24 protein-coding genes and 1 pseudogene are annotated in these 23,849 nt (G+C 67.2%); 8 read left to right on the plus strand and 17 right to left on the minus strand.

The genetic code is table 11. From position 1 onward, the window contains the following. From WU80_RS06615 to WU80_RS06625, 3 genes and pseudogenes are all read right to left on the minus strand, one after another. Nucleotides 1-240: pseudogene (locus WU80_RS06615) on the minus strand (hypothetical protein); the annotation flags it as partial. Nucleotides 241-349: 109 nt separating this feature from the next. Beyond that, nucleotides 350-775 (minus strand): helix-turn-helix domain-containing protein, encoded by a 426-nt coding sequence (locus tag WU80_RS06620; protein ID WP_055400711.1) that lies wholly within the window; start codon nt 773-775, stop codon nt 350-352. 82 nt (nt 776-857) lie between these two features. Beyond that, nucleotides 858-2,237, minus strand: a complete 1,380-nt coding sequence (locus tag WU80_RS06625; RefSeq protein ID WP_156349450.1) for a DUF445 domain-containing protein — start codon at nt 2,235-2,237, stop codon at nt 858-860. Between the two features lie 136 nt (nt 2,238-2,373). On the opposite strand from WU80_RS06625, the gene WU80_RS06630 reads away from it, so the two are divergent. Further along, entirely contained in the window at nt 2,374-3,093 is a 720-nt protein-coding gene (locus WU80_RS06630) for a TetR/AcrR family transcriptional regulator (protein WP_055400709.1), read from the plus strand. Nucleotides 3,094-3,285: 192 nt separating this feature from the next. Further along, nucleotides 3,286-4,149, plus strand: a complete 864-nt coding sequence (gene pcaA / locus WU80_RS06635; protein ID WP_055400707.1) for a cyclopropane mycolic acid synthase PcaA — start codon at nt 3,286-3,288, stop codon at nt 4,147-4,149. Between the two features lie 30 nt (nt 4,150-4,179). Here pcaA and WU80_RS06640 read toward each other — a convergent pair whose 3' ends face one another. The 3 genes from WU80_RS06640 to WU80_RS06650 all read right to left on the minus strand — a co-directional run bounded on the left by WU80_RS06640 (nt 4,180) and on the right by WU80_RS06650 (nt 7,549). Then, nucleotides 4,180-5,043, minus strand: coding sequence for a 3-hydroxybutyryl-CoA dehydrogenase (locus WU80_RS06640; RefSeq protein ID WP_156349449.1), 864 nt, complete (start codon nt 5,041-5,043; stop codon nt 4,180-4,182). 155 nt (nt 5,044-5,198) lie between these two features. Beyond that, nucleotides 5,199-6,485, minus strand: coding sequence for an isocitrate lyase (gene aceA / locus WU80_RS06645; protein WP_055400703.1), 1,287 nt, complete (start codon nt 6,483-6,485; stop codon nt 5,199-5,201). Nucleotides 6,486-6,754: 269 nt separating this feature from the next. Then, nucleotides 6,755-7,549 carry an acyl-[acyl-carrier-protein] thioesterase gene (locus tag WU80_RS06650; RefSeq protein WP_055400701.1) on the minus strand — a complete coding sequence of 265 codons (795 nt, stop codon included), beginning with the start codon at nt 7,547-7,549 and terminating at the stop codon, nt 6,755-6,757. Between the two features lie 161 nt (nt 7,550-7,710). Between WU80_RS06650 and ramB the strand changes: the two genes are divergently transcribed. Then, nucleotides 7,711-9,126: an acetate metabolism transcriptional regulator RamB gene (ramB, locus tag WU80_RS06655; protein WP_055400699.1), complete on the plus strand. Its 1,416-nt coding sequence runs from the start codon at nt 7,711-7,713 to the stop codon at nt 9,124-9,126. After that, nucleotides 9,123-9,683 (plus strand): carboxymuconolactone decarboxylase family protein, encoded by a 561-nt coding sequence (locus WU80_RS06660; RefSeq protein ID WP_055400696.1) that lies wholly within the window; start codon nt 9,123-9,125, stop codon nt 9,681-9,683. Before ramB ends, WU80_RS06660 begins: the two co-directional genes overlap by 4 nt. A gap of 10 nt (nt 9,684-9,693) precedes the next feature. Here WU80_RS06660 and WU80_RS06665 read toward each other — a convergent pair whose 3' ends face one another. From WU80_RS06665 to WU80_RS06690, 6 genes are read right to left on the minus strand one after another with little or no spacing between them, the layout of a single operon-like run. Then, nucleotides 9,694-9,966 carry a hypothetical protein gene (locus WU80_RS06665; protein WP_055400694.1) on the minus strand — a complete coding sequence of 91 codons (273 nt, stop codon included), beginning with the start codon at nt 9,964-9,966 and terminating at the stop codon, nt 9,694-9,696. Between the two features lie 7 nt (nt 9,967-9,973). Next, nucleotides 9,974-11,368 carry a dihydrolipoyl dehydrogenase gene (lpdA, locus tag WU80_RS06670; protein WP_055400692.1) on the minus strand — a complete coding sequence of 465 codons (1,395 nt, stop codon included), beginning with the start codon at nt 11,366-11,368 and terminating at the stop codon, nt 9,974-9,976. A gap of 33 nt (nt 11,369-11,401) precedes the next feature. Then, nucleotides 11,402-11,962 (minus strand): hypothetical protein, encoded by a 561-nt coding sequence (locus tag WU80_RS06675; protein WP_055400690.1) that lies wholly within the window; start codon nt 11,960-11,962, stop codon nt 11,402-11,404. Next, nucleotides 11,955-12,233 carry a putative holin gene (locus tag WU80_RS06680; protein ID WP_055405739.1) on the minus strand — a complete coding sequence of 93 codons (279 nt, stop codon included), beginning with the start codon at nt 12,231-12,233 and terminating at the stop codon, nt 11,955-11,957. The genes WU80_RS06675 and WU80_RS06680 overlap by 8 nt, the downstream gene beginning before the upstream one ends. Nucleotides 12,234-12,252: 19 nt before the next feature. Further along, nucleotides 12,253-12,732, minus strand: a complete 480-nt coding sequence (locus WU80_RS06685; RefSeq protein ID WP_055400688.1) for a DUF779 domain-containing protein — start codon at nt 12,730-12,732, stop codon at nt 12,253-12,255. After that, nucleotides 12,732-14,255: an aldehyde dehydrogenase family protein gene (locus WU80_RS06690; RefSeq protein ID WP_055400686.1), complete on the minus strand. Its 1,524-nt coding sequence runs from the start codon at nt 14,253-14,255 to the stop codon at nt 12,732-12,734. Before WU80_RS06690 ends, WU80_RS06685 begins: the two co-directional genes overlap by 1 nt. 67 nt (nt 14,256-14,322) lie before the next feature. Between WU80_RS06690 and WU80_RS06695 the strand changes: the two genes are divergently transcribed. Genes WU80_RS06695 through WU80_RS06710 form a run of 4 tightly spaced genes read left to right on the plus strand, consistent with a single transcriptional unit; the run spans nt 14,323 to nt 18,097 of the window. After that, nucleotides 14,323-16,353, plus strand: coding sequence for a prolyl oligopeptidase family protein (locus WU80_RS06695; RefSeq protein WP_055400684.1), 2,031 nt, complete (start codon nt 14,323-14,325; stop codon nt 16,351-16,353). Between the two features lie 9 nt (nt 16,354-16,362). Next, entirely contained in the window at nt 16,363-16,674 is a 312-nt protein-coding gene (locus WU80_RS06700; protein ID WP_055400682.1) for a hypothetical protein, read from the plus strand. 7 nt (nt 16,675-16,681) lie between these two features. Next, nucleotides 16,682-17,599 carry a crotonase/enoyl-CoA hydratase family protein gene (locus tag WU80_RS06705; RefSeq protein WP_055400680.1) on the plus strand — a complete coding sequence of 306 codons (918 nt, stop codon included), beginning with the start codon at nt 16,682-16,684 and terminating at the stop codon, nt 17,597-17,599. Between the two features lie 51 nt (nt 17,600-17,650). Next, nucleotides 17,651-18,097, plus strand: a complete 447-nt coding sequence (locus tag WU80_RS06710) for a DUF5078 domain-containing protein (RefSeq protein WP_055400678.1) — start codon at nt 17,651-17,653, stop codon at nt 18,095-18,097. 29 nt (nt 18,098-18,126) lie between these two features. On the opposite strand, the gene WU80_RS06715 is transcribed toward WU80_RS06710, so the two are convergent. The 5 genes from WU80_RS06715 to WU80_RS06735 form a co-directional block, all read right to left on the minus strand. Next, a complete protein-coding gene (locus WU80_RS06715; protein WP_055405740.1) occupies nt 18,127-21,066 on the minus strand; it encodes an RND family transporter in 2,940 nt (979 codons plus the stop codon). Continuing rightward, nucleotides 21,063-21,617: an MmpS family transport accessory protein gene (locus WU80_RS06720; RefSeq protein ID WP_055400723.1), complete on the minus strand. Its 555-nt coding sequence runs from the start codon at nt 21,615-21,617 to the stop codon at nt 21,063-21,065. The genes WU80_RS06715 and WU80_RS06720 overlap by 4 nt, the downstream gene beginning before the upstream one ends. 25 nt (nt 21,618-21,642) lie before the next feature. Continuing rightward, nucleotides 21,643-22,329 carry a TetR family transcriptional regulator gene (locus WU80_RS06725; RefSeq protein WP_156349447.1) on the minus strand — a complete coding sequence of 229 codons (687 nt, stop codon included), beginning with the start codon at nt 22,327-22,329 and terminating at the stop codon, nt 21,643-21,645. Nucleotides 22,330-22,410: 81 nt separating this feature from the next. Then, entirely contained in the window at nt 22,411-23,277 is an 867-nt protein-coding gene (locus tag WU80_RS06730; RefSeq protein ID WP_055400674.1) for a hypothetical protein, read from the minus strand. A gap of 11 nt (nt 23,278-23,288) precedes the next feature. After that, the gene (locus WU80_RS06735) at nt 23,289-23,813 is read right to left on the minus strand and encodes a mycothiol transferase (protein ID WP_055400672.1); all 525 of its coding nucleotides are present in this window, start codon (nt 23,811-23,813) and stop codon (nt 23,289-23,291) included. Nucleotides 23,814-23,849 lie beyond the last annotated feature (36 nt).

Here is a 23,849-nt window from a genome sequence, read left to right on the forward strand (position 1 = left end):
ACCAAGCTGCAGGAGGACCTGCCCGAGCAGCTCGCCGATCTGCTCGGGCAGGTCCTCCTGCAGCTTGGTCAGGCGAGCGCGGCTCTCCTCGACCCGGGTGCGGGTGTCGGCGCGCGTCTCCTCGGCGCGATCGCGCAGGTTCGCGATCAGCTCGTTGACCGTCGCCAGGGCCAGGTCGGCCGCGCCGAGGGCCGCGAGCAGCGGGGCCCGCAGATCTTCGATGTTGGTGTTGTCCGCCATGATGATTCCTTTCGTTACGGCGTTCTTGGGTGGTTGTTATTGGGAGACGAAGGGCGACGGTTCCCTGCTTGTCTGTGGGTCTATGCGTGCCGGCCAGAACGGGGAAGCTTCACTCGCCGTTGGATTCGGGGGCACACTCCTCGTTGCTCGGTTCGGTGGATTCGTTCTGTTGGGTGAACGACGTGTAGATGTCGAGCAGGATCTGCTTCTGGCGCTCGGTGATCGCGGTGTCGGTGATGATGGCGTCGCGCACCTGGCTCTTGTCGCTGGGCTCGAGGATCCCGGCCCGCACGTAGAGCACCTCGGCGGAAACCCGCAAGGCCTTGGCGATTTGGTTGAGCACGTCGGCGGACGGTTTGCGCAGTCCCCGCTCCACCTGGCTCAGATACGGATTGCTCACCCCGGACTTCTCGGCGAGCTGGCGCACCGAAACCTGCGCTTGTTCGCGCTGGGTCCGGATGAAGCTACCGATGTCCGAGGCCATGTCGGAGGCGGCGTTGGACACCTTGGCGGAGAGCTTCTCCTCGGGCGCCATGGCGTGCTCCTGGTCGGACGGTCGATCTGACGGCCCTCAGACTACTACAAGTGCTTGCTATTGCAAGCACTTGTTAGCACTACTAGAAAAGCAGCTGCGCGACGGCGTAGATCACCAGGCCGGCGAGCGAGCCGACGACCGTGCCGTTGATCCGGATGAACTGCAGGTCACGGCCCACGTGGAGCTCGATGCGCCGGCTGGCCTCCTCGGCGTCCCAGCGCTCGATGGTGTCGGTGATGATCGCTGTGATCTCCACCCCATACTGAGAAACCAGGTGCTGGGCCGCCCGGACGATCCAGTTGTCCACCTTGTCGCGCAGGTCGGCGTCGTCGCGCAGCGACTCCCCGATGCGGACCACCGTGTCGGCGATGCGGGTGCGCAGCGTGCTGGACGGGTCGTCCACGCCCTCGAGCACCAGCCGCTTCAGCGTCTTCCACGCCGTCGCCGCCGCGTTGGCGATCTCGTCGCGCGCCATCAGCTGTTCTTTGATCGCGTCGGCGCGCGCGATGGTGTCCGCGTCGTGTTGCAGGTCGTCGGCGAATTCGAATAGGAACCGGGTCGCCGACCGGCGCAGCTCGTGATCGGGATTGCGGCGCACCTTGTCGGTGAAGTCCATCAGCTCGCGGTGGATGCGGTCGCCGACCAGGTGGTCGATGAAGCGCGGCGACCAGGTCGGCGAATCCCGCTCGACCACCCGCTGGATCACCTCGCCGGCGTTCAGGGACCACTGGAAGGCGCGGTCGGCCAGCAATTGGATCAGCGCCTCCTGGCGGTTCTCGGCCAGCAGGGTCGCCAGCACCCGTCCGACCGGCGGCCCCCACTGCGGTTCGGCGATGCGGCGCACGATCATCCGGTCGATCACCTGCTGGACGTCGTCGTCGCGCAGCAGCTCCACCAGCACCCGCAGCACGGTGGCCGTCTCGCTGGCCACCCGCTGCGCGTGCGCGGGCTCCGACAGCCACTTGCCGAGCCGTCCGGGCACCTGCGCGTCCCGCAGCTTGGTCTCCACCACCGGCGGTGACAGGAAGTTCTCCCGCACGAAGGTTCCCAGCCCCTCCCCGAGCTGATCCTTCTTGCGCTTGATGATCGCGGTGTGCGGGATGGGGATGCCCAGCGGATGGCGGAACAGCGCCGTCACCGCGAACCAGTCGGCCAGCGCGCCGACCATCCCGGCCTCCGAGGCGGCGCCCACGTAACCGACCCAGGCGCCCAGGTTGGCGTGGGCCTGGGCCCATCGGCAGGCGAGGAACAGGCCGGTGGCGCCGATCAGGAAGCTCAGGGCCACGGCCTTCATCCGGCGCAGCGCCACCCGGCGCTCGGCGTCGGCCTGCGGGTCGGCACCGGCGAAGGACTCGGCTAACGACGCGTGCGGGCGCCCCGCAGCGGTCGACGAAATCAGTGCGTCCGGCCCCGTCGATCGAGGGGCCGGCGCTTCGCCTCGCGACGAGGCTCTGTGTACCACCCCACCATCATCTATCGAAGCGGCCGATTGATGCGACGACACTGCTCCCGGGCCCGCAGCGGCGCGCCGTCAGAGTTCGAAACAGGCCCGCACGCCGTAGTATCGAGTGCGTCTAGTGAATGGGATATCGGCGACAGTGGCAGAGCGAATGTTGGCTGTGGCGGCCAAGACGGATGGCCGCAAGCGACGCTGGCACCAGCACAAGGTGGAGCGCCGCAACGAGTTGGTAGACGGCACGATCGACGCGATCCGGCGCCTCGGCGGCACCATCAGCATGGACGACATCGCCGCGGAGATCGGCGTCTCGAAGACGGTGCTGTACCGCTACTTCGTCGACAAGAACGACCTGACCACCGCCGTGATGATGCGGTTCACGCAGACCACCCTGATCCCCAACATGGCCTCGGCGCTGACCTCCAACCTCGACGGCTTCGACCTGACCCGCGAGGTCATCCGGGTGTACGTGGAAACCGTCGCGAACGAACCCGAGCCGTACCGCTTCGTGATGGCCAACAGTTCGGGCAGCAAGAGCAAGGTGATCGCCGACTCCGAGCGGATCATCGCCCGCATGCTCGCGGTGCTGATGCGCCGCCGGATGCAACAGGCGGGGATGGACACCGGCGGCGCGGAGCCGTGGGCTTACCTGATCGTCGGCGGCGTCCAGCTGGCCACCCACTCCTGGATGTCCTACCCGCGCATGAGCCGCGACGAGCTGATCGACTACCTGACGATGCTGAGCTGGAACGCGCTGAAGGGGATCGTCGAGGTCGGTGGGTCGCTGGAGAAATTCCGCGAGGAGCCCCACCCGTCGCCGATCGTGCCGCCGCGGGGACACGAGGATTCGTCCCCGACGTAGCCGGCCCACGGTGCGGCGCCGGGGTCGCTCTTTTGTGCATTCGGGCCATGTCGTGTGACGCTATGAGCCGCTAGCGAAGACGACTCGCATCGCCGCGACGACTAGCATGCAGGGATGCACCGGGGGTGACGCAGGGCTGCGTCGTGCAGACCGGTCATCCCCGCCTCCGCATAACGAAAGGCTCTTCTCGACATGTCTGTGCAGCTCACGCCGCATTTTGGAAACGTGCAAGCCCACTACGACTTGTCCGACGACTTTTTCCGGCTGTTCCTGGACCCCACCCAGACCTACAGCTGCGCCTACTTCGAGCGGGACGACATGACGCTGGAAGAGGCGCAGCTCGCCAAGATCGACCTGGCGCTGGGCAAGCTGAAGCTCGAGCCCGGGATGACGCTGCTGGACATCGGCTGCGGCTGGGGCGCGACCATGCGGCGGGCCATCGAGAAGTACGACGTGAACGTCGTGGGCCTGACGCTGTCGGAGAACCAGGCCGAGCACGTGCAGAAGTCGTTCGACGAGATGGACACCCCGCGCACGCGGCGGGTGCTGCTGGAGGGTTGGGAGAAATTCCACGAGCCCGTCGACCGCATCGTGTCGATCGGGGCGTTCGAGCACTTCGGCCGCCAGCGCTACGGCCGCTTCTTCAAGATGGCCTACCAGGTGCTGCCGTCCGACGGAGTGATGTTGCTGCACACCATCGTTCGGCCCTCGTTCAAGGAGGCCCGGGCGCGCGGCATGACGCTGACCCACGAGATCGTGCACTTCTCGCAGTTCATCCTCACCGAGATCTTCCCGGGGGGCTGGCTGCCCACGCCGCAGACCGTCGGGGAGTACGCGGTGACGGCCGGCTTCGAGCTGACCCGGGTGCACTCGCTGCAGCTGCACTACGCGCGGACGCTTCAGATGTGGGCCACCGCCCTGCGGGCGAACCGCGAGGAGGCGATCGCCATCCAGTCGCAAGAGGTCTACGACCGGTACATGAAGTACCTGACCGGCTGCGCCAAGCTGTTCCGCCAGGGCTACACCGACGTCGACCAGTTCACGCTGGAAAAGTAGGCGCGGCAAGCGCTTTCGCGGCGCCCGCCGTCAGTACGTGTAGAAGCCCTGGCCGGTCTTCTTGCCCAGCCGGCCCGCCTCCACCATGCGCAGCAACAGCGGCGGCGGGCCGTACTGCGGCTCCTTGAATTCTTCGAACATCTTGTCCGCGATCAGTTTCAGGGTGTCCAGCCCCACCAGGTCGGACAGCCGCAGCGGGCCCATCGGGTGCGATAGCCCGGCGACGACCGCCTTGTCGACGTCTTCGATGGTGGCGAAACCTGCCTCCACCATGCGGATGGCCGACAGCAGGTAGGGCACCAGCAGCGCGTTCACCACGAAGCCGGACCGATCCGAACAGCGCACCACCTGCTTGCCCAGCACCGCGCTCGCGAACTCCTCGGTGCGCGCCGCGGCGGCCTCGTCGGTGACCAACGTGCAGACCAACTCGACCAGCGGCAGCACCGGCACCGGGTTGAAGAAGTGCAGCCCGAGCACGCGCTGCGGGTTCTTGGTGGCCGCTGCGATCTTCATGATCGGAATGCTGGAGGTGTTGGACGCCAGCACCGCGTCGGGATCGGTGATGGCGCGGTCGAGTTCGGCGAAGATCTCCGCCTTGACGGCCTCGTCCTCGACGATGGCCTCGATCACCAGCTGGCGGTCGGCGAGGTCCTTCAGATCGGTGGTGAAGGTGAGCTTGCTCAGCGCGCGGTCGCGCTCCCGCTCGGTCACCTTGCCCGCGCTGACGCCGCGCTCCAGCGATTTCACGATGCGGTTGCGTCCGGCGGTGATCAGGGCCTCGGTGGTCTCGAACACCGTCACGTCGACACCGGCGCGGACCGAGACCTCGGCGATGCCGGACCCCATCTGGCCGGCCCCGACCACCCCTACCCGCTGAATCGCTGCGTCGCTCACTGTCATCTCTTTCGGTGTCGTATCGTCTTGCACCGCAATAGGCCCCGCCCAGGTTCGCTGGGCGGGGCCAATGCTACTTCACGGTCAGCAGGCGCTGATTCGCACGATCTGGATCGCAGCGGTGCGATTTCGCGACTGCTCGGCTCCGCAGACGATCAGTGAAACTGACCCTCTTCGGTGGAGCCGGTCAGCGCGGTCGTCGACGAAGTGGGGTCGACGGTGGTGGCGATGCGGTCGAAGTATCCCGCACCGACCTCGCGCTGGTGCTTGGTCGCGGTGTAACCGCGCTCCTCGGCGTCGAACTCGCGCTCCTGCAGCTCGACGTACGCGGTCATCTGGTTGCGGGCGTAGCCGTAGGCCAGATCGAACATCGAGTAGTTCAGCGCGTGGAAGCCGGCCAGCGTGATGAACTGGAACTTGAATCCCATTGCGCCCAGCTCCTTTTGGAACTTGGCGATGGTCGCGTCGTCGAGGTGCTTCTTCCAGTTGAACGACGGCGAGCAGTTGTAGGCCAGCAGCTGGTCGGGGAACTCGGCCTTGACGCCCTCGGCGAACTTCGCCGCCAGCTCCAGGTCCGGGGTGCCGGTCTCCATCCAGATCAGGTCCGAGTACGGCGCGTAGGCCTTGGCCCGGGCGATGCAGGGCTCGAGGCCGTTGCGCACCCGGTAGAAGCCTTCCTTGGTCCGCTCACCGGTGATGAACGGCTGGTCGCGCTCGTCGACGTCCGAGGTGATCAGCGTGGCCGCCTCGGCGTCGGTCCGGGCGATCACGACGGTCGGCACGTCGGCCACGTCGGCCGCCAGGCGGGCCGAGGTCAACGTGCGGATGTGCTGCTGGGTCGGGATCAGCACCTTGCCACCGAGGTGACCACACTTCTTCTCCGAGGCGAGCTGGTCCTCCCAGTGCGAGCCCGCGACCCCCGCGGCGATCATCGCCTTCTGCAGCTCGTAGACGTTGAGCGCGCCACCGAAGCCCGCCTCGCCGTCGGCGACGATCGGCGCCAGCCAGTTCTCCACCGAGGTGTCACCCTCGACCTTGGCGATCTGGTCGGCGCGCAACAGCGCGTTGTTGATCCGGCGCACGACCTGCGGCACCGAGTTGGCCGGGTACAGGCTCTGGTCGGGGTAGGTGTGACCGGACAGGTTGGCGTCACCGGCGACCTGCCAACCCGACAGGTAGATGGCCTTAAGGCCGGCGCGGACCTGCTGGACGGCCATGTTGCCGGTCAGCGCGCCGAGCGCGTTGACGAACTCGAGGTCGTGCAACTGGCTCCAGAGGACCTCGGCGCCGCGGCGGGCCAGGGTGTTCTCCTCGACCACTGTGCCCTGCAGGGCGACGACGTCCTCGGCGCTGTAGGTGCGGGTGACACCCTTCCAGCGCGGGTTGGTGTCCCAGTCCTTCTTGATCTCTTCGGCGCTCTTGGGGGTGCCAACGGCAGACATTGGGCATGCTCCTTCAACGATCTTCACTACTGGTTAGGTGAACGCGTCACCGGCGGCAGCTAGAGGCTCAACTTCGCTGGTGTGCTAACTCGACGATGGCACAGCTGTTGACGCAGGTCCAGCCGTTTCATTTGCCAATTTCGGCAACGACTGCTCCCCATTTTGCGAATTTTGCGAAGTTGAACGGAAACTTAACCGTTTCAGAATCTACCGGTCAGTAACCCCATATCCGCAGGTCAGAATGGAAATTGACGGGGGTGAAGGTTGCCCTATCGGGTGAAGATCGCGGCGACCGCTTTGGCCTCGTCGCCGACCGCGTATGTGAGCGTTGTAACAGTGCGATCGGCCAGGTTGGGACCGAACTGATCGGTCGAACCGGGCGGGTGCACGTGCGAAATGATCTCCAGCTTGTCGCCGAGGGCCACCGGCGCCTCGTGCTCGATGGTGATCCGCAGGGGAAGCTGCATCAGCTCCAGGTGCGAGGCCAGGTAGTCCTCGATCACGCTCCAATACACCGAGTTGTTCATGTGGTCGAACAGGTCGATGTCGGTGACCCGGACCGGAAACTCGTGGATCTCCGAGGCGTCGTCCCGGCTGCCCGGCTTCAGGTAGCCCTTCCAGCGCAGCCGGTCGATCGACGTGGTCTTGTGCAGGCCGGCGAGGAAGTCGTCGGAGATGCGCGACGGCATCTGGGTCTCGCGGTTGATGTTGATCCAGAAGGCCTCGGACTCGATCAGGCCGCCCTTGCGCCCGTCGACGCGAACCCGCATCTCACACCAGCGGTTCGAGGTGCCCGAACACCACCGGCGGCAGCGCAGCATGTCCTGGAATTCGATCGGGCGGATCAGGTCGAGCATCGTGCGGCGGACGATCCAGAGCGGGTGTGTTTCCTCGAAGCCCATCTCGCGCAGCTGATCCTGCCCGATGTCCTGGATGTGCCGGCACGCCGCGTCCAGCCGCAACCGGCCGGTGCGGTCGATGTCGGCGACCCGCAGCGGCCATTCGCGGTCGAACACGTCGGGGTGCCCGTCGGGAACCGGCATCAGTTCTTTGTCCAGGCTCACGGCTTCGCTCCCCGTTTCCTCCTCGTGGGCACCCCAGGCCAGTCCTGGGGCCTCCGCAGCGAATCATGCCAACCACCTGGGTCAAAAACCAATTGCGACGCGGACGCCGCCCATGCGAACTCTGCCAACGTCCGCTTAGCAACCCCGGTACCCTGGGCGAAGTGTCCAAGACCTTCGTCGGCTCCCGCGTCCGCCAGCTGCGCAACGAGCGCGGGTTCTCTCAGGCCGGCCTGGCGCAGATGCTGGATATCTCGCCGAGCTACCTGAACCAGATCGAGCACGACGTTCGCCCCCTGACGGTGGCGGTGTTGCTGCGCATCACCGAGGTGTTCGGCGTGGATGCGACGTTCTTCGCCTCCCAGGACGACACCCGGCTGGTCGCCGAGCTGCGCGAGGTCACCCTGGACCGCGACCTGGACATCGACGTCGAGCCCGCCGAGGTGGCCGAGATGGTCGCCGCGCACCCCGGGCTGGCCCGGGCGGTGGTCAACCTGCACCGGCGCTACCGGATCACCACCGCGCAGCTGGCGGCCGCCACCGAGGAGCGGTTCTCCGACGGCAGCGGCAGCGGGTCGATCACCATGCCGCACGAGGAGGTCCGCGACTACTTCTACCAACGCCAGAACTATCTGCACGAGCTGGACACCGCCGCCGAAGACCTGACCATCCAGATGCGCATGCACCACGGCGACCTGGCTCGCGAGCTGAACCGCCGGCTGACCGAGGTGCACGGGGTGCACATCAACCGCCGCATCGATCTCGGCGACACCGTGCTGCACCGGTTCGACCCCGCCACCAAGACGCTGGAGATCAGCAACCACCTCTCGCTGGGGCAGCAGGTTTTCAAGATGGCCGCCGAGTTGGCCTACCTCGAATACGGCGACCTGATCGACGCCCTCGTAGCGGAGGGCAAGTTCACCAGCGACGAGTCGCACACCTTGGCCCGGCTGGGGCTGGCCAACTACTTCGCCGCGGCCGCGGTGCTGCCCTACCGCCAATTCCATGACGTCGCGGAGAATTTCCGTTACGACGTCGAGCGGCTGTCCTCCTTCTACTCGGTGAGTTACGAGACCATCGCGCACCGGCTTTCGACGCTGCAGCGGCCGTCGATGCGCGGCGTGCCGTTTTCGTTCGTCCGGGTGGATCGGGCCGGCAACATGTCAAAACGCCAGTCCGCCACCGGTTTTCACTTCTCGTCCAGCGGCGGCACCTGCCCGCTGTGGAACGTGTACGAGACGTTCGCCAACCCGGGCAAGATCCTGGTGCAGATCGCCCAGATGCCCGACGGCCGCAACTACATGTGGGTGGCCCGCACCGTGGAGCGCCGCGCCGCCCGGTATGGTCAGCCGGGTAAAACCTTCGCGATCGGGCTGGGCTGCGAGCTTCGCCACGCGCACCGGCTCGTCTACTCGGAAGGACTCGACTTGTCGGGTGATATCGCCACACCGATCGGCGCGGGCTGCCGCGTCTGCGAGCGCGACAACTGCCCGCAGCGGGCGTTCCCGGCGCTGGGGCGCGCCCTGGACCTGGACGAGCACCGCAGCACGGTCTCCCCGTACCTGGTGCAGCAACCGTGACCGCGCCTGAAAACGGCCGCATCCCGTCGGGGCGGTTGCGCGAACTCGGGCTGATCAACTGGATTCTCGCGAAGTCGGCCGCCCGCAAGGTCCGCGCGCCCGAGATGCACCTGTTCACCACGCTGGGCCAGAACAAGTTCCTGTTCCTGGTGTGGAGCATCTACAGCGGCCGCGTGCTGCGCGGCCGGCTGCCGGCGATCGACACCGAGCTGGTGATCCTGCGGGTCGCGCACCTGCGCTCGTGCGAATACGAGCTGCAGCACCATCGCCGGATGGCCGCCAGGCAGGGGCTCGACGCGGACCTGCAGGCCGCGATCTTCGCCTGGCCCGAGCGGCTGGAGCCGGTCGAGGCGCGGCTGACCGTGCGCCAGCAGGCGCTGCTGACCGCGACGGACGAGTTCGTCAAGGACCGCACCATCACCGACGCCACCTGGCAGCAGCTGGCCCAGCACCTGGACCGGCGTCAGCTGATCGAATTCTGCTTGCTGGCAAGCCAATACGACGGCCTGGCCGCGACCATGTCGGCCCTGGCAATCCCGCTGGACAACCCCCGCTAGGCCCTACCCGTCAGAGGTAGACGTTGGCGAACACGGCCAGCGTCAGCAGTAGCGGCGGCACCGGCAGCCCGAACCCGAAGCCCGACCACGCGTACTGTCGGCGCCGCCGCAGCAACGACGCCCACATCGTCGCGCAGACCGCCAGGGCGAGCGAGGCCAGTAACACCGTCGGCGCCCACTGCCCCACCGCCGCGTTGTCGTCGGCGATCGAAAAGGCAAGCAGCCACAGGACATAGCCCGCGGCGAGGCCGCCCACGGCCCCCAGAACGACGTCGCTGCGCATGGGTCCGTCAGAAGTTGATCATGTGGCCGGTCAGGCCGTGGAAGCACTCCTGCAGCGCCTCCGACATCGTCGGGTGCGTGTGCACGTTGCGCGCCAGCTCGGTAGCGGTCAGGTCCCACTTCTGCGCCAGCGTCAGCTCGGGCAGCAGCTCGGACACGTCGTGGCCGATCAGGTGCCCGCCCAGCAGCTCGAGGTGTTTCGCGTCGGCGATCAGCTTGACGAAGCCGCTGGGGTCGCCGAGGCCGTGCGCCTTGCCGTTGGCGGTGAACGGGAACTTGGCCACCACGACGTCGTAGCCCTCGTCGCGGGCCTGCTGCTCGGTCAGCCCGAAGCTGGCGACCTGGGGCTGGCAGAACGTCGCCCGCGGCAGCATCCGGTAGTCGCCCAGCGCCAAAGTCTCTGCGCCGGCGATGGTTTCGGCCGCCACCACGCCCATCGCCTCGGCCACGTGGGCCAACATCAGCTTGCCGGTGACGTCGCCGATGGCGTAGATGTGCGGAACGCTGGTCATCATGTAGTCGTTGATCCCGATGGCCTTGCGGTCGGTCAGCGCGACCCCGGTCTTCTCCAGCCCGAAGCCCTCGATGTTGGGCGCAAACCCGATGGCCTGCAACACCTTCGCGGCCTTGAGTTCCTGCTTCTCGCCGTCCTTGCTGACGGCGACGGTCACCTCGGAGCCGTTGTCGTCGATCGACTCGACCTTGGTTCCGGTGAGGATCTTGATGCCCAGCTTCTTGAACTGCTTCTCGATCTCCTTGGACACGTCGGCGTCCTCGTTGGGCAGCGCCCGCGGCAGGAACTCCACGATGGTCACGTCGACGCCGTAGTTCTTCAGCACGTAGCCGAACTCCATGCCGATCGCGCCGGCCCCGGCGATCACGATCGACTCGGGCAGCTCCCGGGACAGGATCTGCTCCTCGTAGGTGACCACGTTCTCCGACAACGAGGTCCCCGGCACCAGCCGGGTGCTGCTGCCGGTGGCGATGATGGCGTTGTCGAACGTGACGTTCTCGGTGCCGCCGTCGTTGAGCTCGACCGAGAGCGTGTTGGCGTCGGTGAACCGGCCGTAGCCGTGGATCTCGGTGATCTTGTTCTTCTTCATCAGGAAGTGCACGCCCGCAACCCGGCCCTCGGCCACCTTGCGGCTGCGGTCGAAGGCGGTGCCGTAATCGAAGGTCGCCTCGCCGTTCATGCCGAACGTCTTGGCCTCCTTGGTGAAGATGTGCACCAGCTCGGCGTTGCGCAGCAGCGCCTTGGACGGGATGCAGCCGACGTTGAGGCACACGCCGCCCCAGTACTTCGGCTCGACGACTGCGGTGTTCAGGCCGAGCTGTGCGGCGCGAATGGCTGCGACATATCCACCGGGACCGGCCCCGAGGACGACGACGTCAAAATGGGTCACGGCCCCTACCCTAATGGCCACCCGGGCCGGGCGTTAATACGGAACGACGCCCAGCAGGCAGTGGCCGACGCGCGCGCAGTGGTAGTAACCAGCCATGGGCGCCGCGGCGGCCAGGGCGGCGAACGGCCCCGACATCACCGCCAGCGACAGCGCCGAGACCAGCGGCCGGCCCTCCACCATGGCGAGCAGCACGCCGCCGACGGCGCACGCCACCACATACACCAGGACCGCGAACAACGCCGGCGTCTTGTCGGCGGCGTGGTACCACCAATAGAACAGGCCGAGCCCGACGACGGCCGCCACGAACCAGACGCCGAGGATGACCAACAGCAGCTTCCACCACTTGAGGTAGAGGTAGCGCCCGGGGACGGTGACCGGCTGCACGGGCACGACGGCGGATTCGGCCTCGTCATCGTCCGCCGCGACGGCCGGCTCGGCCGGTTCGTCCTTCGCGGCGGCCGGGTGCTCGCCGGTGTCGTCGTCGTCGGAGAAATCCGGCACCCACGACTGCGTCCCGGTGTCCTCCTCGGAATCGGAGAAGTCCGGCACCCATGACTGGGTCCCCGGGCTCGACGGGGTGTCCTCGTCAGCCACCGGCCGTCACCTGAAGGGCGACGAGCACGCCGAACCAGCCCGGCCCCACCGACAGGACGAACGCGCCCAGCATCGTCACCCATCGACGTCCGGAGAAGAGGACGGTCACCAGCCCGACCACGCTGGGGATGCCCACCACCAACGCCAGGGCGACGGCCGGGCGGACGTCCCCGTGGGCCGGGACGGCGAATCCCACCCCCGCCAGCAGCCCGAGGGCGGCGCCAATCAGCATGGCGCCGGCCAATAGTCGCGGGCGCGGCAGCGGGATCACACTTTCGACACTACTGCGGTCACCGACCCGGAGGGCACGTTCGCAGCGCCGCGTCGGCCACCACCCGGCCGCGCGCCGACGGGCGCTCGCCGCGCTCGTAATCGGCGCCGGTGATCACCGGCGCGGCCCGCAGCCCGGCCTGCTCGTCGTCGCTGAAGACCCGGCCGCGCGACAGGAACCGCAGCCCGTCGGGCGCCTCCAGGCTGAAGCCGCCGCCGCGGCCGGGGACCACGTCGATCACCAGCTGGGTGTGCTTCCAGGTCTCGTACTGCGGGCCCGAAATCCACACCGGCACCCCGTCACCGACGTCGAGGACGCCGAGCAGGACGTCGCGGTCACCGACCAGAAAGTCCCCGCGCGGGTAGCACATCGGCGACGACCCGTCGCAGCAGCCGCCGGACTGGTGGAACATCACCGGGCCGTGCCGCTGTTGCAGTCGCTCCAGCAGTTCGGCGGCGGGGGCGGTGATGACCACCCCGGTGACGGGGTCCGGAGCCATCAGAAGAAACCGAGCGCCTTGTCCGAGTAGGACACCAGCATGTTCTTGGTCTGCTGGTAGTGCTCGAGCGCCATCTTGTGGCACTCGCGCCCGAAGCCGGACAGCTTGTAACCGCCGAACGCCGCGTGCGGCGGATACACGTGGTAGCAGTTGACCCACACCCGGCCGGCCTGGATGTCGCGGCCGGCCCGGTAGGCGGTGTTGCCGTCGCGGCTCCAAACGCCCGCGCCCAGGCCGTAGAGGGTGTCGTTGGCCATCGCGATCGCGTCGTCGTAGTCGGCGAACGGCGCCACCGCCACCACCGGCCCGAAGATCTCCTCCTGGAAGATCCGCATGCCGTTGTTGCCCGAGAAGATCGTCGGCTGCATGTAGTAGCCGCCGGACAGGTCGCCGCCGAGCTCGGCCCGCTCGCCGCCGGTGATCACCTTGGCGCCCTCGTCCTGGCCGATCGCGATGTAGGACAGGATCTTTTCCAACTGGTCGTTCGACGCCTGCGACCCCAGCATGGTTTCGCTGTCCAGCGGGTCGCCCTGGCGGACCGCCTTGGTCCGGATGGCGGCCAGCTCGAGGAACTCGTCGTAGATGTCGGCCTGGATCAGGCTGCGCGACGGGCAGGTGCACACCTCGCCCTGGTTGAGGGCGAACATGGTGAAGCCCTCGAGCGCCTTATCCTGGAAGTCGTCGCCGCGCGCCATCACGTCGTTGAAGAAGATGTTGGGGCTCTTGCCGCCCAGCTCCAGGGTCACCGGGATCAGGTTCTGGGAGGCGTATTGCATGATCAGCCGCCCGGTGGTGGTCTCGCCGGTGAACGCGATCTTGGCGATCCGGTTGCTCGAGGCCAGCGGCTTGCCGGCCTCCGCGCCGAACCCGTTGACCACGTTGACCACTCCGGCGGGCAGCAGGTCCCCGATGAGCGACATCAGGTAGAGCACCGAGGCCGGGGTCTGCTCGGCGGGCTTGAGCACCACCGCGTTGCCGGCGGCGAGGGCGGGCGCCAGCTTCCAGGCGGCCATCAGGATCGGGAAGTTCCACGGAATGATCTGCCCGACCACGCCGAGCGGCTCGTGGAAGTGGTAGGCGACGGTGTCGTCGTCGATCTGGGACAGCGAACCCTCCTGCGCGCGCAGCGCCGCCGCGAAATACCGGAAATGGTCGGCCGCCAACGGGATGTCGGCGGCCAGCGCCTCGCGCACCGGTTTGCCGTTGTCCCACACCTCGGCGACGGCCAGCGCCGCCGTGTGCTCGTCGATGCGGTCCGCGATCTTGGTCAAAATGGCCGCCCGCTCGGCGGGGGCGGCCTTGCCCCAGGCCGGGGCCGCCGCGTGGGCGGCGTCGAGCGCCTTGTCCACGTCGGTCTCGTCGGAGCGCGGTATCTCGCAGAACGGTTGGCCGGTCACCGGTGAGGGGTTCTCGAAATAGCGGCCGGCCGCCGGGGCGACCCACTGGCCCCCGATGAAGTTCTCGTACCGGGATTCGTACGACATCAGCGCCCCGGCAGCACCCGGACGTGCGAAAACAGTCATCTGCTGCGCTCCTCGTCTCGCCTGTGTAATACACCTCACAGTACCGCCGCGGGCCACAATGGCAGCCATGACGTCACACGCCGCCGCCACCCCCGAGGACCCGCAAGACCCCTACCTGTGGCTCGAGGATGTCACCGGCGACGAGGCCCTGGACTGGGTGCGCGCGCGCAACGAACCGACGCTGGCCAAGTTCCGCGACGAGGCTTTCGAGCGGATGCGCACCGAGGCGCTCGAGGTGCTCGACACCGACGCCCGCATCCCGTACGTGGTCCGCCGCGGCGAGCACCTGTACAACTTCTGGCGCGACGCCGCCAACCCGCGCGGCGTGTGGCGGCGCACCACGCTGGACAGCTACCGCACCGATTCCCCGGAGTGGGACGTGCTGATCGACGTAGATGAACTGGGGCGCGCTGACAATGAGAAGTGGGTGTGGGCCGGCGCCGGCGTCATCGAACCCGAGTACACCCGCGCCCTGGTCGCGCTGTCCCGGGGCGGCTCGGACGCCTCCGTCGTGCGCGAATTCGACATGACGGCAAGGGAATTCCTCGACGACGGATTTCAGCTGCCGGAGGCCAAGTCGCAGCTGAGCTGGGTGGACCTCGATACCGTGCTGGTGGGCACGGACTTCGGCGACGGCTCGCTGACCGACTCGGGCTACCCGCGGGTGATCAAGCGGTGGCGCCGGGGCACGCCGCTGACCGAGGCCGAGACCGTGTTCGAGGGCGACCGCACCGACGTCCGAGTCTCGGCGTCGGTGGATCGCACCCCCGGCTTCGAGCGCACCCTGCTCGGGCGCGCCCTCGACTTCTGGAACGAAGAGGTCTACGAGTTGCGGGGCTCCGAGCTGATCCGGATCGACGCCCCCACCGACGCGAGCCTGTCGATACACCGCGAATGGCTGTTGATCGAGCTGCGCACCGAATGGTTCTACGGCGCCGACAGCTATCCGGCCGGCGCCCTGCTGGCGGCCAACTACGACGAATTCCTCGCGGGCACAGCCCAATTGACTCCTGTGTTCGCACCCGACGAACACACCGCGTTGAATCACTACGCCTGGACGCGCGACCACCTGCTGATGGTCACCCTCGCCGACGTGGCCAGCCGCGTGGAAATCGTCACGCCAGGAAACTGGCGCCGCGAGCCGATCCCGGGCATCCCGGATGCGACCAACACCGTCGTGGTCACCGCCGACGACACCGGCGACGAGTTCTTCTTGGACTCCAGCGGATTCGTCACACCGTCGCGGCTCATGCGCGGCACCGGCCCCGGCCCGCTCGAACGGATCAAGTCCGCGCCGGCCTTCTTCGACGCCGAAAACATGGCGGTGGCACAGCATTTCGTGCCCTCGCAGGACGGCACGCCGATCCCCTACTTCGTGGTGCGCCCCGCCGACGCGCGCGGCCCCGGCCCGACCATGCTGTACGGCTACGGCGGCTTCGAATCGTCCAACACCCCGGCCTACAGCGGGGTGCTCGGCCGGCTGTGGCTGGCCCGCGGCGGCACCTACGTGCTCGCCAACATTCGCGGCGGCGGCGAATACGGGCCCGGCTGGCACACCCAGGCGATGCGCGAGGGCCGGCACAAGGTGGCCGAGGATTTCGCTGCGGTGGCAACCGATTTGGTGGAACGCGGCATCACGACCGTTGACCAGCTCGGCGCGCAGGGCGGCAGCAACGGCGGCCTGTTGATGGGCATCATGCTGACCCAGTACCCGGAGAGATTCGGCGCGCTGGTCTGCAGCGTGCCGCTGCTGGACATGAAGCGCTACCACCTGTTGCTCGCCGGCGCGTCGTGGATGGCCGAGTACGGCGACCCGGACAACCCGCAGGACTGGGCCTTCATCTCCGAATACTCGCCCTACCAGAACATTTCGTCGACGCGCCACTACCCACCGGTGCTGATGACCACGTCCACCCGCGACGATCGGGTCCATCCGGGGCACGCGCGCAAGATGACGGCGGCGCTGCAGGCCGCCGGGCACCGGGTCTTCTACTACGAGAACATCGAGGGCGGTCACGCCGGGGCGGCCGACAACGAACAGGTCGCGTTCAAGTCCGCCCTGACCTACTCGTTCCTCTGGCGGATGCTGGGCCCATAGGATCGTGGCGTGTCAGCGACCCAACGCATCGAACTCACCCTGCTGGCGACCGGGCTGATCTTCGTCCTGGTTTCGGCGGCGCAGGCACGCTACCGATTCATCGGCGACCGCCGCGCCGGCCGGCGGTTCTACTGGGCGACCGCGGCGATCGGCACCGTCTGCTTCGCGATCGGCACGGGCCGGCTCTGGCCCAACGCCGTCTGCGTGGCGCTGATCTTCTCCGGCCTGATCGTCATGTCGGCCTACCTGACGACGCCCTACCTGAAGATCGGCGACCGCATCTACGCGTCGTCACCGGAAAACCGTCAGCCCGACCCCTAGGGAAGCCATGCCGACACCCGACTTCGAGACGCTGCTGTACACCACGGCCGGCGCGGTTGCCACCATCACGCTGAACCGTCCGGAGCAGCTCAACACCATCGTGCCGCCCATGCCGGACGAGATCGAGGATGCGATTGGGTTGGCCGAGCGCGACCCGGCCGTCAAGGTCATCGTGTTGCGCGGCGCCGGCCGGGCGTTCTCCGGCGGCTACGACTTCGGCGGCGGCTTCCAGCACTGGGGCGACGCCATGATGACCGACGGTCGATGGGACCCCGGCAAGGACTTCGCGATGGTCAGCTCCCGCGAGACCGGGCCGACGCAGAAGTTCATGGCCATCTGGCGCGCCTCCAAGCCGGTCATCGCCCAGGTGCACGGCTGGTGCGTCGGTGGGGCCAGCGACTACGCGCTGTGCGCCGACCTGGTCATCGCCAGCAACGACGCGGTGATCGGCACCCCGTACAGCCGGATGTGGGGTGCGTACCTGAGCGGGATGTGGCTCTACCGGCTCAGTTTCGCCAAGGTCAAGTGGCATTCGCTGACCGGGCGCCCGCTGACCGGGGTGCAGGCGGCCGAGATCGAGCTGATCAACGAGGCGGTGCCGTTCGAACGGCTCGAGGCGCGGGTCGCGGAGGTCGCCGCCGAGCTGGCCCGGATCCCGTTGTCGCAGCTGCAGGCGCAGAAGCTGATCGTCAACCAGGCCTACGAGAACATGGGGCTGGCGTCCACGCAGACGCTCGGCGGCATTCTCGACGGCCTGATGCGCAACACCCCGGACGCCCTCGACTTCATCACCACCGCCCAGACCCGGGGCGTGCGCGCGGCGGTCGAGCGCCGCGACGGTCCGTTCGGCGACTACAGCCAGGCCCCGCCGGAGCTGCGGCCCGACCCCACACACGTCATCGTGCCTGATCGGGACCAATGCTGAGCTGACCTAGGAATTCTGTACCGGCGGCCAAAAAGTGTTACCGTAGTTCCTATGTCTCGGCTGAGTTCTGGCCTGCGTGCAGGCGTCGCTGTCCTCGCCCTGGGTATCGCCGCCACGGCGTTCCCGAAAACGGCCCTGGCCGATTCCACCGAGGACTTCCCGATCCCGCGCAGGATGATCAACACCACCTGCGACGCCGAGCAGATCATGGCGGCCACCCGCGACACCAGCCCGGTGTACTACCAGCGCTACATGATCGACTTCAACAACCACCCGAACGTTCAGCAGGCGACCATCGACAAGGTGCACTGGTTCTACTCGCTGTCACCCGAGGACCGCCGGACGTATTCCGAGAACTTCTACAACAACGACCCGCTGTGGTACGCGTGGCCGAACCACATGAAGCTGTTCTTCAACAACAAGGGCGTCGTCGCCAAGTCGACCGACGTGTGCGCCCAATACCCGCCCGGCGACATGTCAGTGTGGAACTGGGCCTAACGGCTTAACAATTCGCGCGCCGTAGAAGATCAGCGCGGCTGTACCACCCCGCCCGGCGGGCGCTCGTCGACGTTCCTCAGGAGCAATTCGCGCACGGCGGGACGCGGTCCGTACGGTCGCAGCATGGTGCTGGCCGGGCGTGGCCGCACGTGCTGCGGCCACCAGAACCAGCGCCCGAGCAAGGTGGCCAGCGACGGCGTCATGAACGACCGCACGATCAAGGTGTCGAACAACAGACCCAGCGCGATCGTCGTCCCCACCTGGGCCATCACCAGCAGCGGGCTGAACATGAACGTGGCCATGGTCGCGGCGAACACCAGCCCGGCGGAGGTCACCACCGAGCCCGAACCGGCCATCGCGCGGATCGTCCCCGTTCTGAGCCCGGCGTGGATTTCCTCCTTGAACCGCGATATCAACAGCAGGTTGTAGTCCGAGCCGACCGCCAGCAGCAGGATGATCGCCATCGCCAGCACCATCCAGTGCAACTTCATGCCCAGGATGTACTGCCATAGGAGCACGGAGAGTCCGAACGAGGCGCCCAGTGACAGCAACACCGTACCGACGATCACCAGGGCCGCCACGACGCTTCGGGTGATCACCAACATGATGATGAAAATCAGTGTGGCCGCGGCAATTCCGGCGATCAGCAGGTCGATGTCGGAGCCGTCGTGCATGTCCTTGTAGGTCGCGGCGGTGCCGCCGAGGTAGACCTTGGAGCCCTCCCAGGGCGTGCCCTTGATGGCCTCGTGCACGGCCTGCTTGATCGGTTCGATGTGGCTGATGCCTTCGGGACTCGCCGGGTCACCCTCATGGGAGATGATCAACCGGACGGCGTGCCCATCCGGCGAGATGAAATTTTTGAGACCCCGTGCGAAGTCCGGGCTCTTGAACGCCTCCGGCGGAAGGTAGAACGTGTCGTCGTTCTTGGCTTTGTCGAAGGCGTCGCCTTGCGCGGTGGCGTTGTCCGCCTGCGCTTTCGACTGTTCGTTGAGGCCCATGGTGGTCGCGTAGTTCGACATGATGGTGTCGAGGTTGCGCTGCTGACTCTCGATCTGCGGCGGGATGAGCGCCACCAACTGCGGCTGAATCCGATCCAGCTTGTCCAGGTTCGCGCTGAGCTCCACGATGTTCTGGGCCACCTGGTCGATGCCGTCAAGCGCGTTGAAGACCGACCGTAGCGCCCAGCAGACCGGGATGTCGTAGCAGTGCCGCTCCCAGTAGAAAAAGCTGCGGATCGGCCGCAAGAAGTCGTCGAAGTTGGCGATGTCGTCGCGCAACGCCTCGGTGATCTTCACGGTTTCTTTTGTGAGCCTGGTGGTTTCATGCGTCGTGTTGCTGAGGTCCTGGGTCACCCGCATCTGTTCGTGCAGGGTGGCCATCGTCTTCTTCAGCTCGTCCGCCTGCTTGAGCAGGTTGTTCGCCTGCTCCTCCTGATAGTGCTGGGTCTGGATCCGACCCGCGGCTTGTGCACTCATCTGAAAACCGAGGGTGCTGTGGTCCAGCGGCGTGCCCAGCGGCCGGGTGATGGTCTGCACCCGGCCGATACCGGGGATGTGGAAGACCGCCTTGGCAACCTTGTCCAGGACGAGGAAATCGGCCGGGTTACGCAGGTCGTGGTCGGTCTCGATCATCAACAACTCAGGATTGAGCCGAGCCTGGTCGAAGTGCCGATCCGCGGCGGCATAACCGACGTTGGCCGGGGTGTCCGCCGGCAGGAAGTGTCGGTTGTCGTAGTCCGTCTTGTACCCGGGCAGGGCGAGCAGACCGACCAACGCGATGCCGATGGTCACCGCGAGAACCGGTGCGGGCCAACGGACGACGGCGGTGCCGATGCGACGCCAGCCCCGGGTCTGCAGCTTGCGCTTCGGATCCATGAGCTTGAAGAACGAGGCCACCGTCAGTATCGCCGGGGCCAGCGTCAAAGCCGCCAGCACCGCGACCAGCATGCCGACCGCGCACGGCACCCCGAGCGACTGGAAGTACGGCAGCCGGCAGAAGCTCAGGCAGTACATCGCGCCGGCGATCGTCAGGCCCGATCCCAGCACGACGTGCGCGGTGCTGTGGAACATCGTGTAGAACGCTTGCTCGCGGGTCTCGCCCAGACCGCGTGCCTCGTGGTAGCGGCCGACCACGAAGATCGCGTAATCCGTCCCGGCTGCTATCGCCATCAGCACCAGCATGTTGTTGGCGAAGGTCGACAGCCCCATGATGCCGTAGTTACCGAGCGTCGCGACGACACCGCGGGCCGCCGCCAGCTCGATGAACACCATGGCCAGCATGATCAGAACGATGCTGATCTTCCGATAGACGATCAGCAGCATCACGATGATCACCAAAAAGGTGACAAGGGTGACGAGCATGACGCCCTTCTCACCCGCGTGGGACTGGTCGGCGAACAGCGGACCGGCGCCGGTCACATACGCCTTGATTCCCGGCGGCGCGGGCACCGAGTCCACGATCTTGCGGACGGCAAGGGCAGACTCGTTCGCCAGCCCGCCGCCCATGTTGCCGACGAGGTAGACCTGGACGTACGCGGCCTTCTGGTCGTGGCTCTGGGAACCCGCCGCCGTCAGCGGATCGCTCCAGAAATCCTGGACGTGCTGAACGTGTTTCTTGTCTTGCTCTACGCGCCTGACGATTTCGTCGTAGTAGCTGTGCGCTTCGGCCCCGAGTGGCTTGTCGCCCTCCAGCAAGATCATGGCCGAGTTGTCGGAGTTGAACTCTTTGAAGGTCGATCCGACCTTCATCATCGACTGAAAGGACGCCGCGTCCGTCGGGCTCATCGACACCGAGTGGGTTTTGGCGACGACCTCCAGCTGCGGGGCCACGGTGTTGGTGACGAACACGATGCCCAACCACACCAGGACGATCGGCAGCGCCAGCCGGTGGATCATCCGCGGCAGGAACGGCGGGATCAGCGGCTGCGAGATTGGCGGCGCGGCGAAATCAGCCTCGGCTGGCTCGCTCATGCGGACTTGTCCAGGCAGTAGACGAAGGCGTTCACGGTTTGGGTGGGATCCGAGCGGTTCGGAGTCTTGATGACGTCACCGCTCCCGTCGTGCTTGTTCACCACGAATTGGCAGGCGATCCAACTGCCGTCGCCTTGCGCCACCAGGTTTGCCGGGATGCCGGGCTTCGTTGAACTCAATACTTTGCTCCAGGGCAAGGGCACGTTGAGGGCCTGCTGTGGATGGGAGTTTTCGTCGAGGTAGTTGATGGTTGCCGTGCTGCCCGGTGGGCCCCAGACCTGGAGCGTGATCGTCTTGGCGTTGAACTCGTCGAGGACCTCGCCCGAGGTGCCACCACCGAACGAACCTTTGTGAACGCCGAATACGCCGTGCAATCGGTATACGACGAATCCCGACAGCGCGACAACAGCCGCGATCGTGAGCACCAACCAGAAACGCGCGAACAGGCCTTTTAGGCCCTTCTTCTTGGCGCGCTGCGGAGCGAGGTTTTCGCCCTCCCCGCCAGTCGAGCCCGCCCTCAGCGGCTCGGTCCTAGGCTCAGTCGTCGTCATGGGCACTCCGAGTCCTTCCCCCTGATCATGGCTTCTCCGCGATGAGACCGACGCACGTCGCGGTCAGCAGCCGGGTGAGGGCCGACGCGAAGTCCAGATTCCATTCCGGCGGAATCACTTCCGGCTCCTCGGCATAGGCGTCGTTGAGGCGCTCCGGCGGGTTGGCGACCTGCCACAGCGTGGCCGCCAGCGAGTACGCCGCGAGCAAGATGTCGAGCGACCCCGAGCGGCCGAGTTCCGGCAGCGCGCTCTCGATGGAATCGGCGAGCGAGAGCGTGGCGGCGGTGCTGATGCGCTTGACCTCGACGACCCGCTCGACGTCCACCTCGTGTTCGAGGTGCAGGTGCAGGTTCGCCAGCAGGTCGCAGAAGAGCGGGTCCTGGGCCAGGGCGTCGGCCAGCGTCTCGGCGATCTGCGACGGCGACTTCCGGCCGGGCTGGGCCAGTTTCTCGGACACGGTGTTCGACCAGCGCACCCAGCCCTCGGCGGACAGGTGCAGGAGGACTTCCTTGTGCGAGGTGAAGTAGCGGCGCACGGCCGAGTAGTGAATGCCGGCGCGGCTGGCGACGGCGGTCAACGTGACCGAGGCGACGCCCGTCTCGAGCGCCAGCGAACGCGCGGCTTCCACGAGTGCCTCCGCACGTTGGCGCTTCTTCTCCTCGGTGCGGGCACGCTGGAAAGTCAACTGCGCCACCGACAGAGCGTAACGCACATTGTGTGATTTGTATAACGCACGCCGTGTGATTTGTGCCAGGTCACCGCGGCGCGCCGCGGGCGGGCAACCGCGTCGGTGTCAAGCCTTGGGCGGCAAGCCTTTTCGCAAGCTGCCGAGCATCGCGGCGACCACCCCGGCGACCACCAGCGCGGCCCCGGTCAGCAGCGTCAGGTTGAGCCATTCGTGCAGCCCCGCCTCGGCGCGGCCGACCATCACCTCGGCGATGCGGCGGATATCGCCGGTGGTGCGGTTGAGCGCGTCGTTGACGTACCGGTGGGCGATCTCGATGCCCGCCCAGCCGCCGGCGCCGACCAGCAGCGCGGAGATGCCCAGGCTGGTGAGCGCCTTGCCGCGGCGGCGGGCGACGGCCAGCGTCAGCACCGCGCAGACGACGCTGAGCGCGGCCGCCCCGATGCTCACCCAGGGGCACCAGGTGGCGAGCGGGCGCAGCTGCCCCTGCCGCAGCGATCGCGGCGGCGATGCGGTCAACGGAACGGTAAGCGTCGCAGGCACTTTCACGTTGTGGCTGCTCAGGATCCGCTGCAGCGACGGGTCCTGCAGCATCGGGGCCACGTCGATCTCCCAGGCCTCGCCGGCGCCGTCGGCGGCGAACAACCAGCGGTGCGCGGCCCGGTTCGCCCCGGCGAACAGCCCCGGAAACGCCGGCCCGGCCGTGAACGCGGCGGCGGCCCGGTGCACCTCCGCGCCGTCGACCGGGCGGCCTCCGCCGCTGTGCTCGGCGATGAGCGCCGTCGCGCGGCCGGTCAGTTCATTCGCGGCGGCGGCCTGCAGCGCGCGGTCCGTCGCGGCCCTCTGGGCCAGCGCCGCGTAGCCGCCCTCGCTGACGACGTTGAGCTGCAGCCACGCCGCCGGGATCGCGACCGCCAGCGCGACGGTGGTGGCCAGCCACAGCACCGCCCGGAGCACCGCGGCCAGGAAGCGCACGCCGGAAAACCCTAGGGCGCGATGCCGCGAACGTAAGCGGCCTGCCCGAGGTGTTGGGCACAGTCGTCGATGATGCTGACCAATCGCGCGCTGGCCGTCACCGGCGGATCCCAGTTGGTGTCGACCACCCGCTCCAGCTCGCCCGCGGTCACGCCGGCGACGTATTCAAGAGTGAGCTCGTGCACCGCGTGGTAGTACGCGGACAGCAGGTCCGCGGGCGCCTTGACCTTCCCGACCTGCTCGGGCTTGTGCCCGTAGCCGGTGTCGTTGCGCGGCAGGTCCAGCCCGAACCGGTCCACCCAGCCGTCGCGCAGCCACACCTGCTCGACGCCGGCCACGTCGGCCAGCTGGACGTCCTGCACCCGCGCGCTGTGCCAGAGCAACCAGGCGATGCTGTTGGCGTCGGGCGTCGCGCGATAGTCGGCGACCTCGTCGGTCAACCCGTCGGCGATGTCGTCGACGTGTTCGATCAACCGGGTGAAGGCGTCGCGGAGCAGTTCTTGGACGGCGGCATCGGGGCTGGAGGTGTTGGCCATACAGCGACACTAGATCCTGGCACGACCCACCGGCGC

It is taken from the genome of Mycobacterium sp. UM_11, assembly GCF_001414075.1.
In the GTDB taxonomy this organism is placed as follows: Bacteria; Actinomycetota; Actinomycetes; order Mycobacteriales; family Mycobacteriaceae; genus Mycobacterium.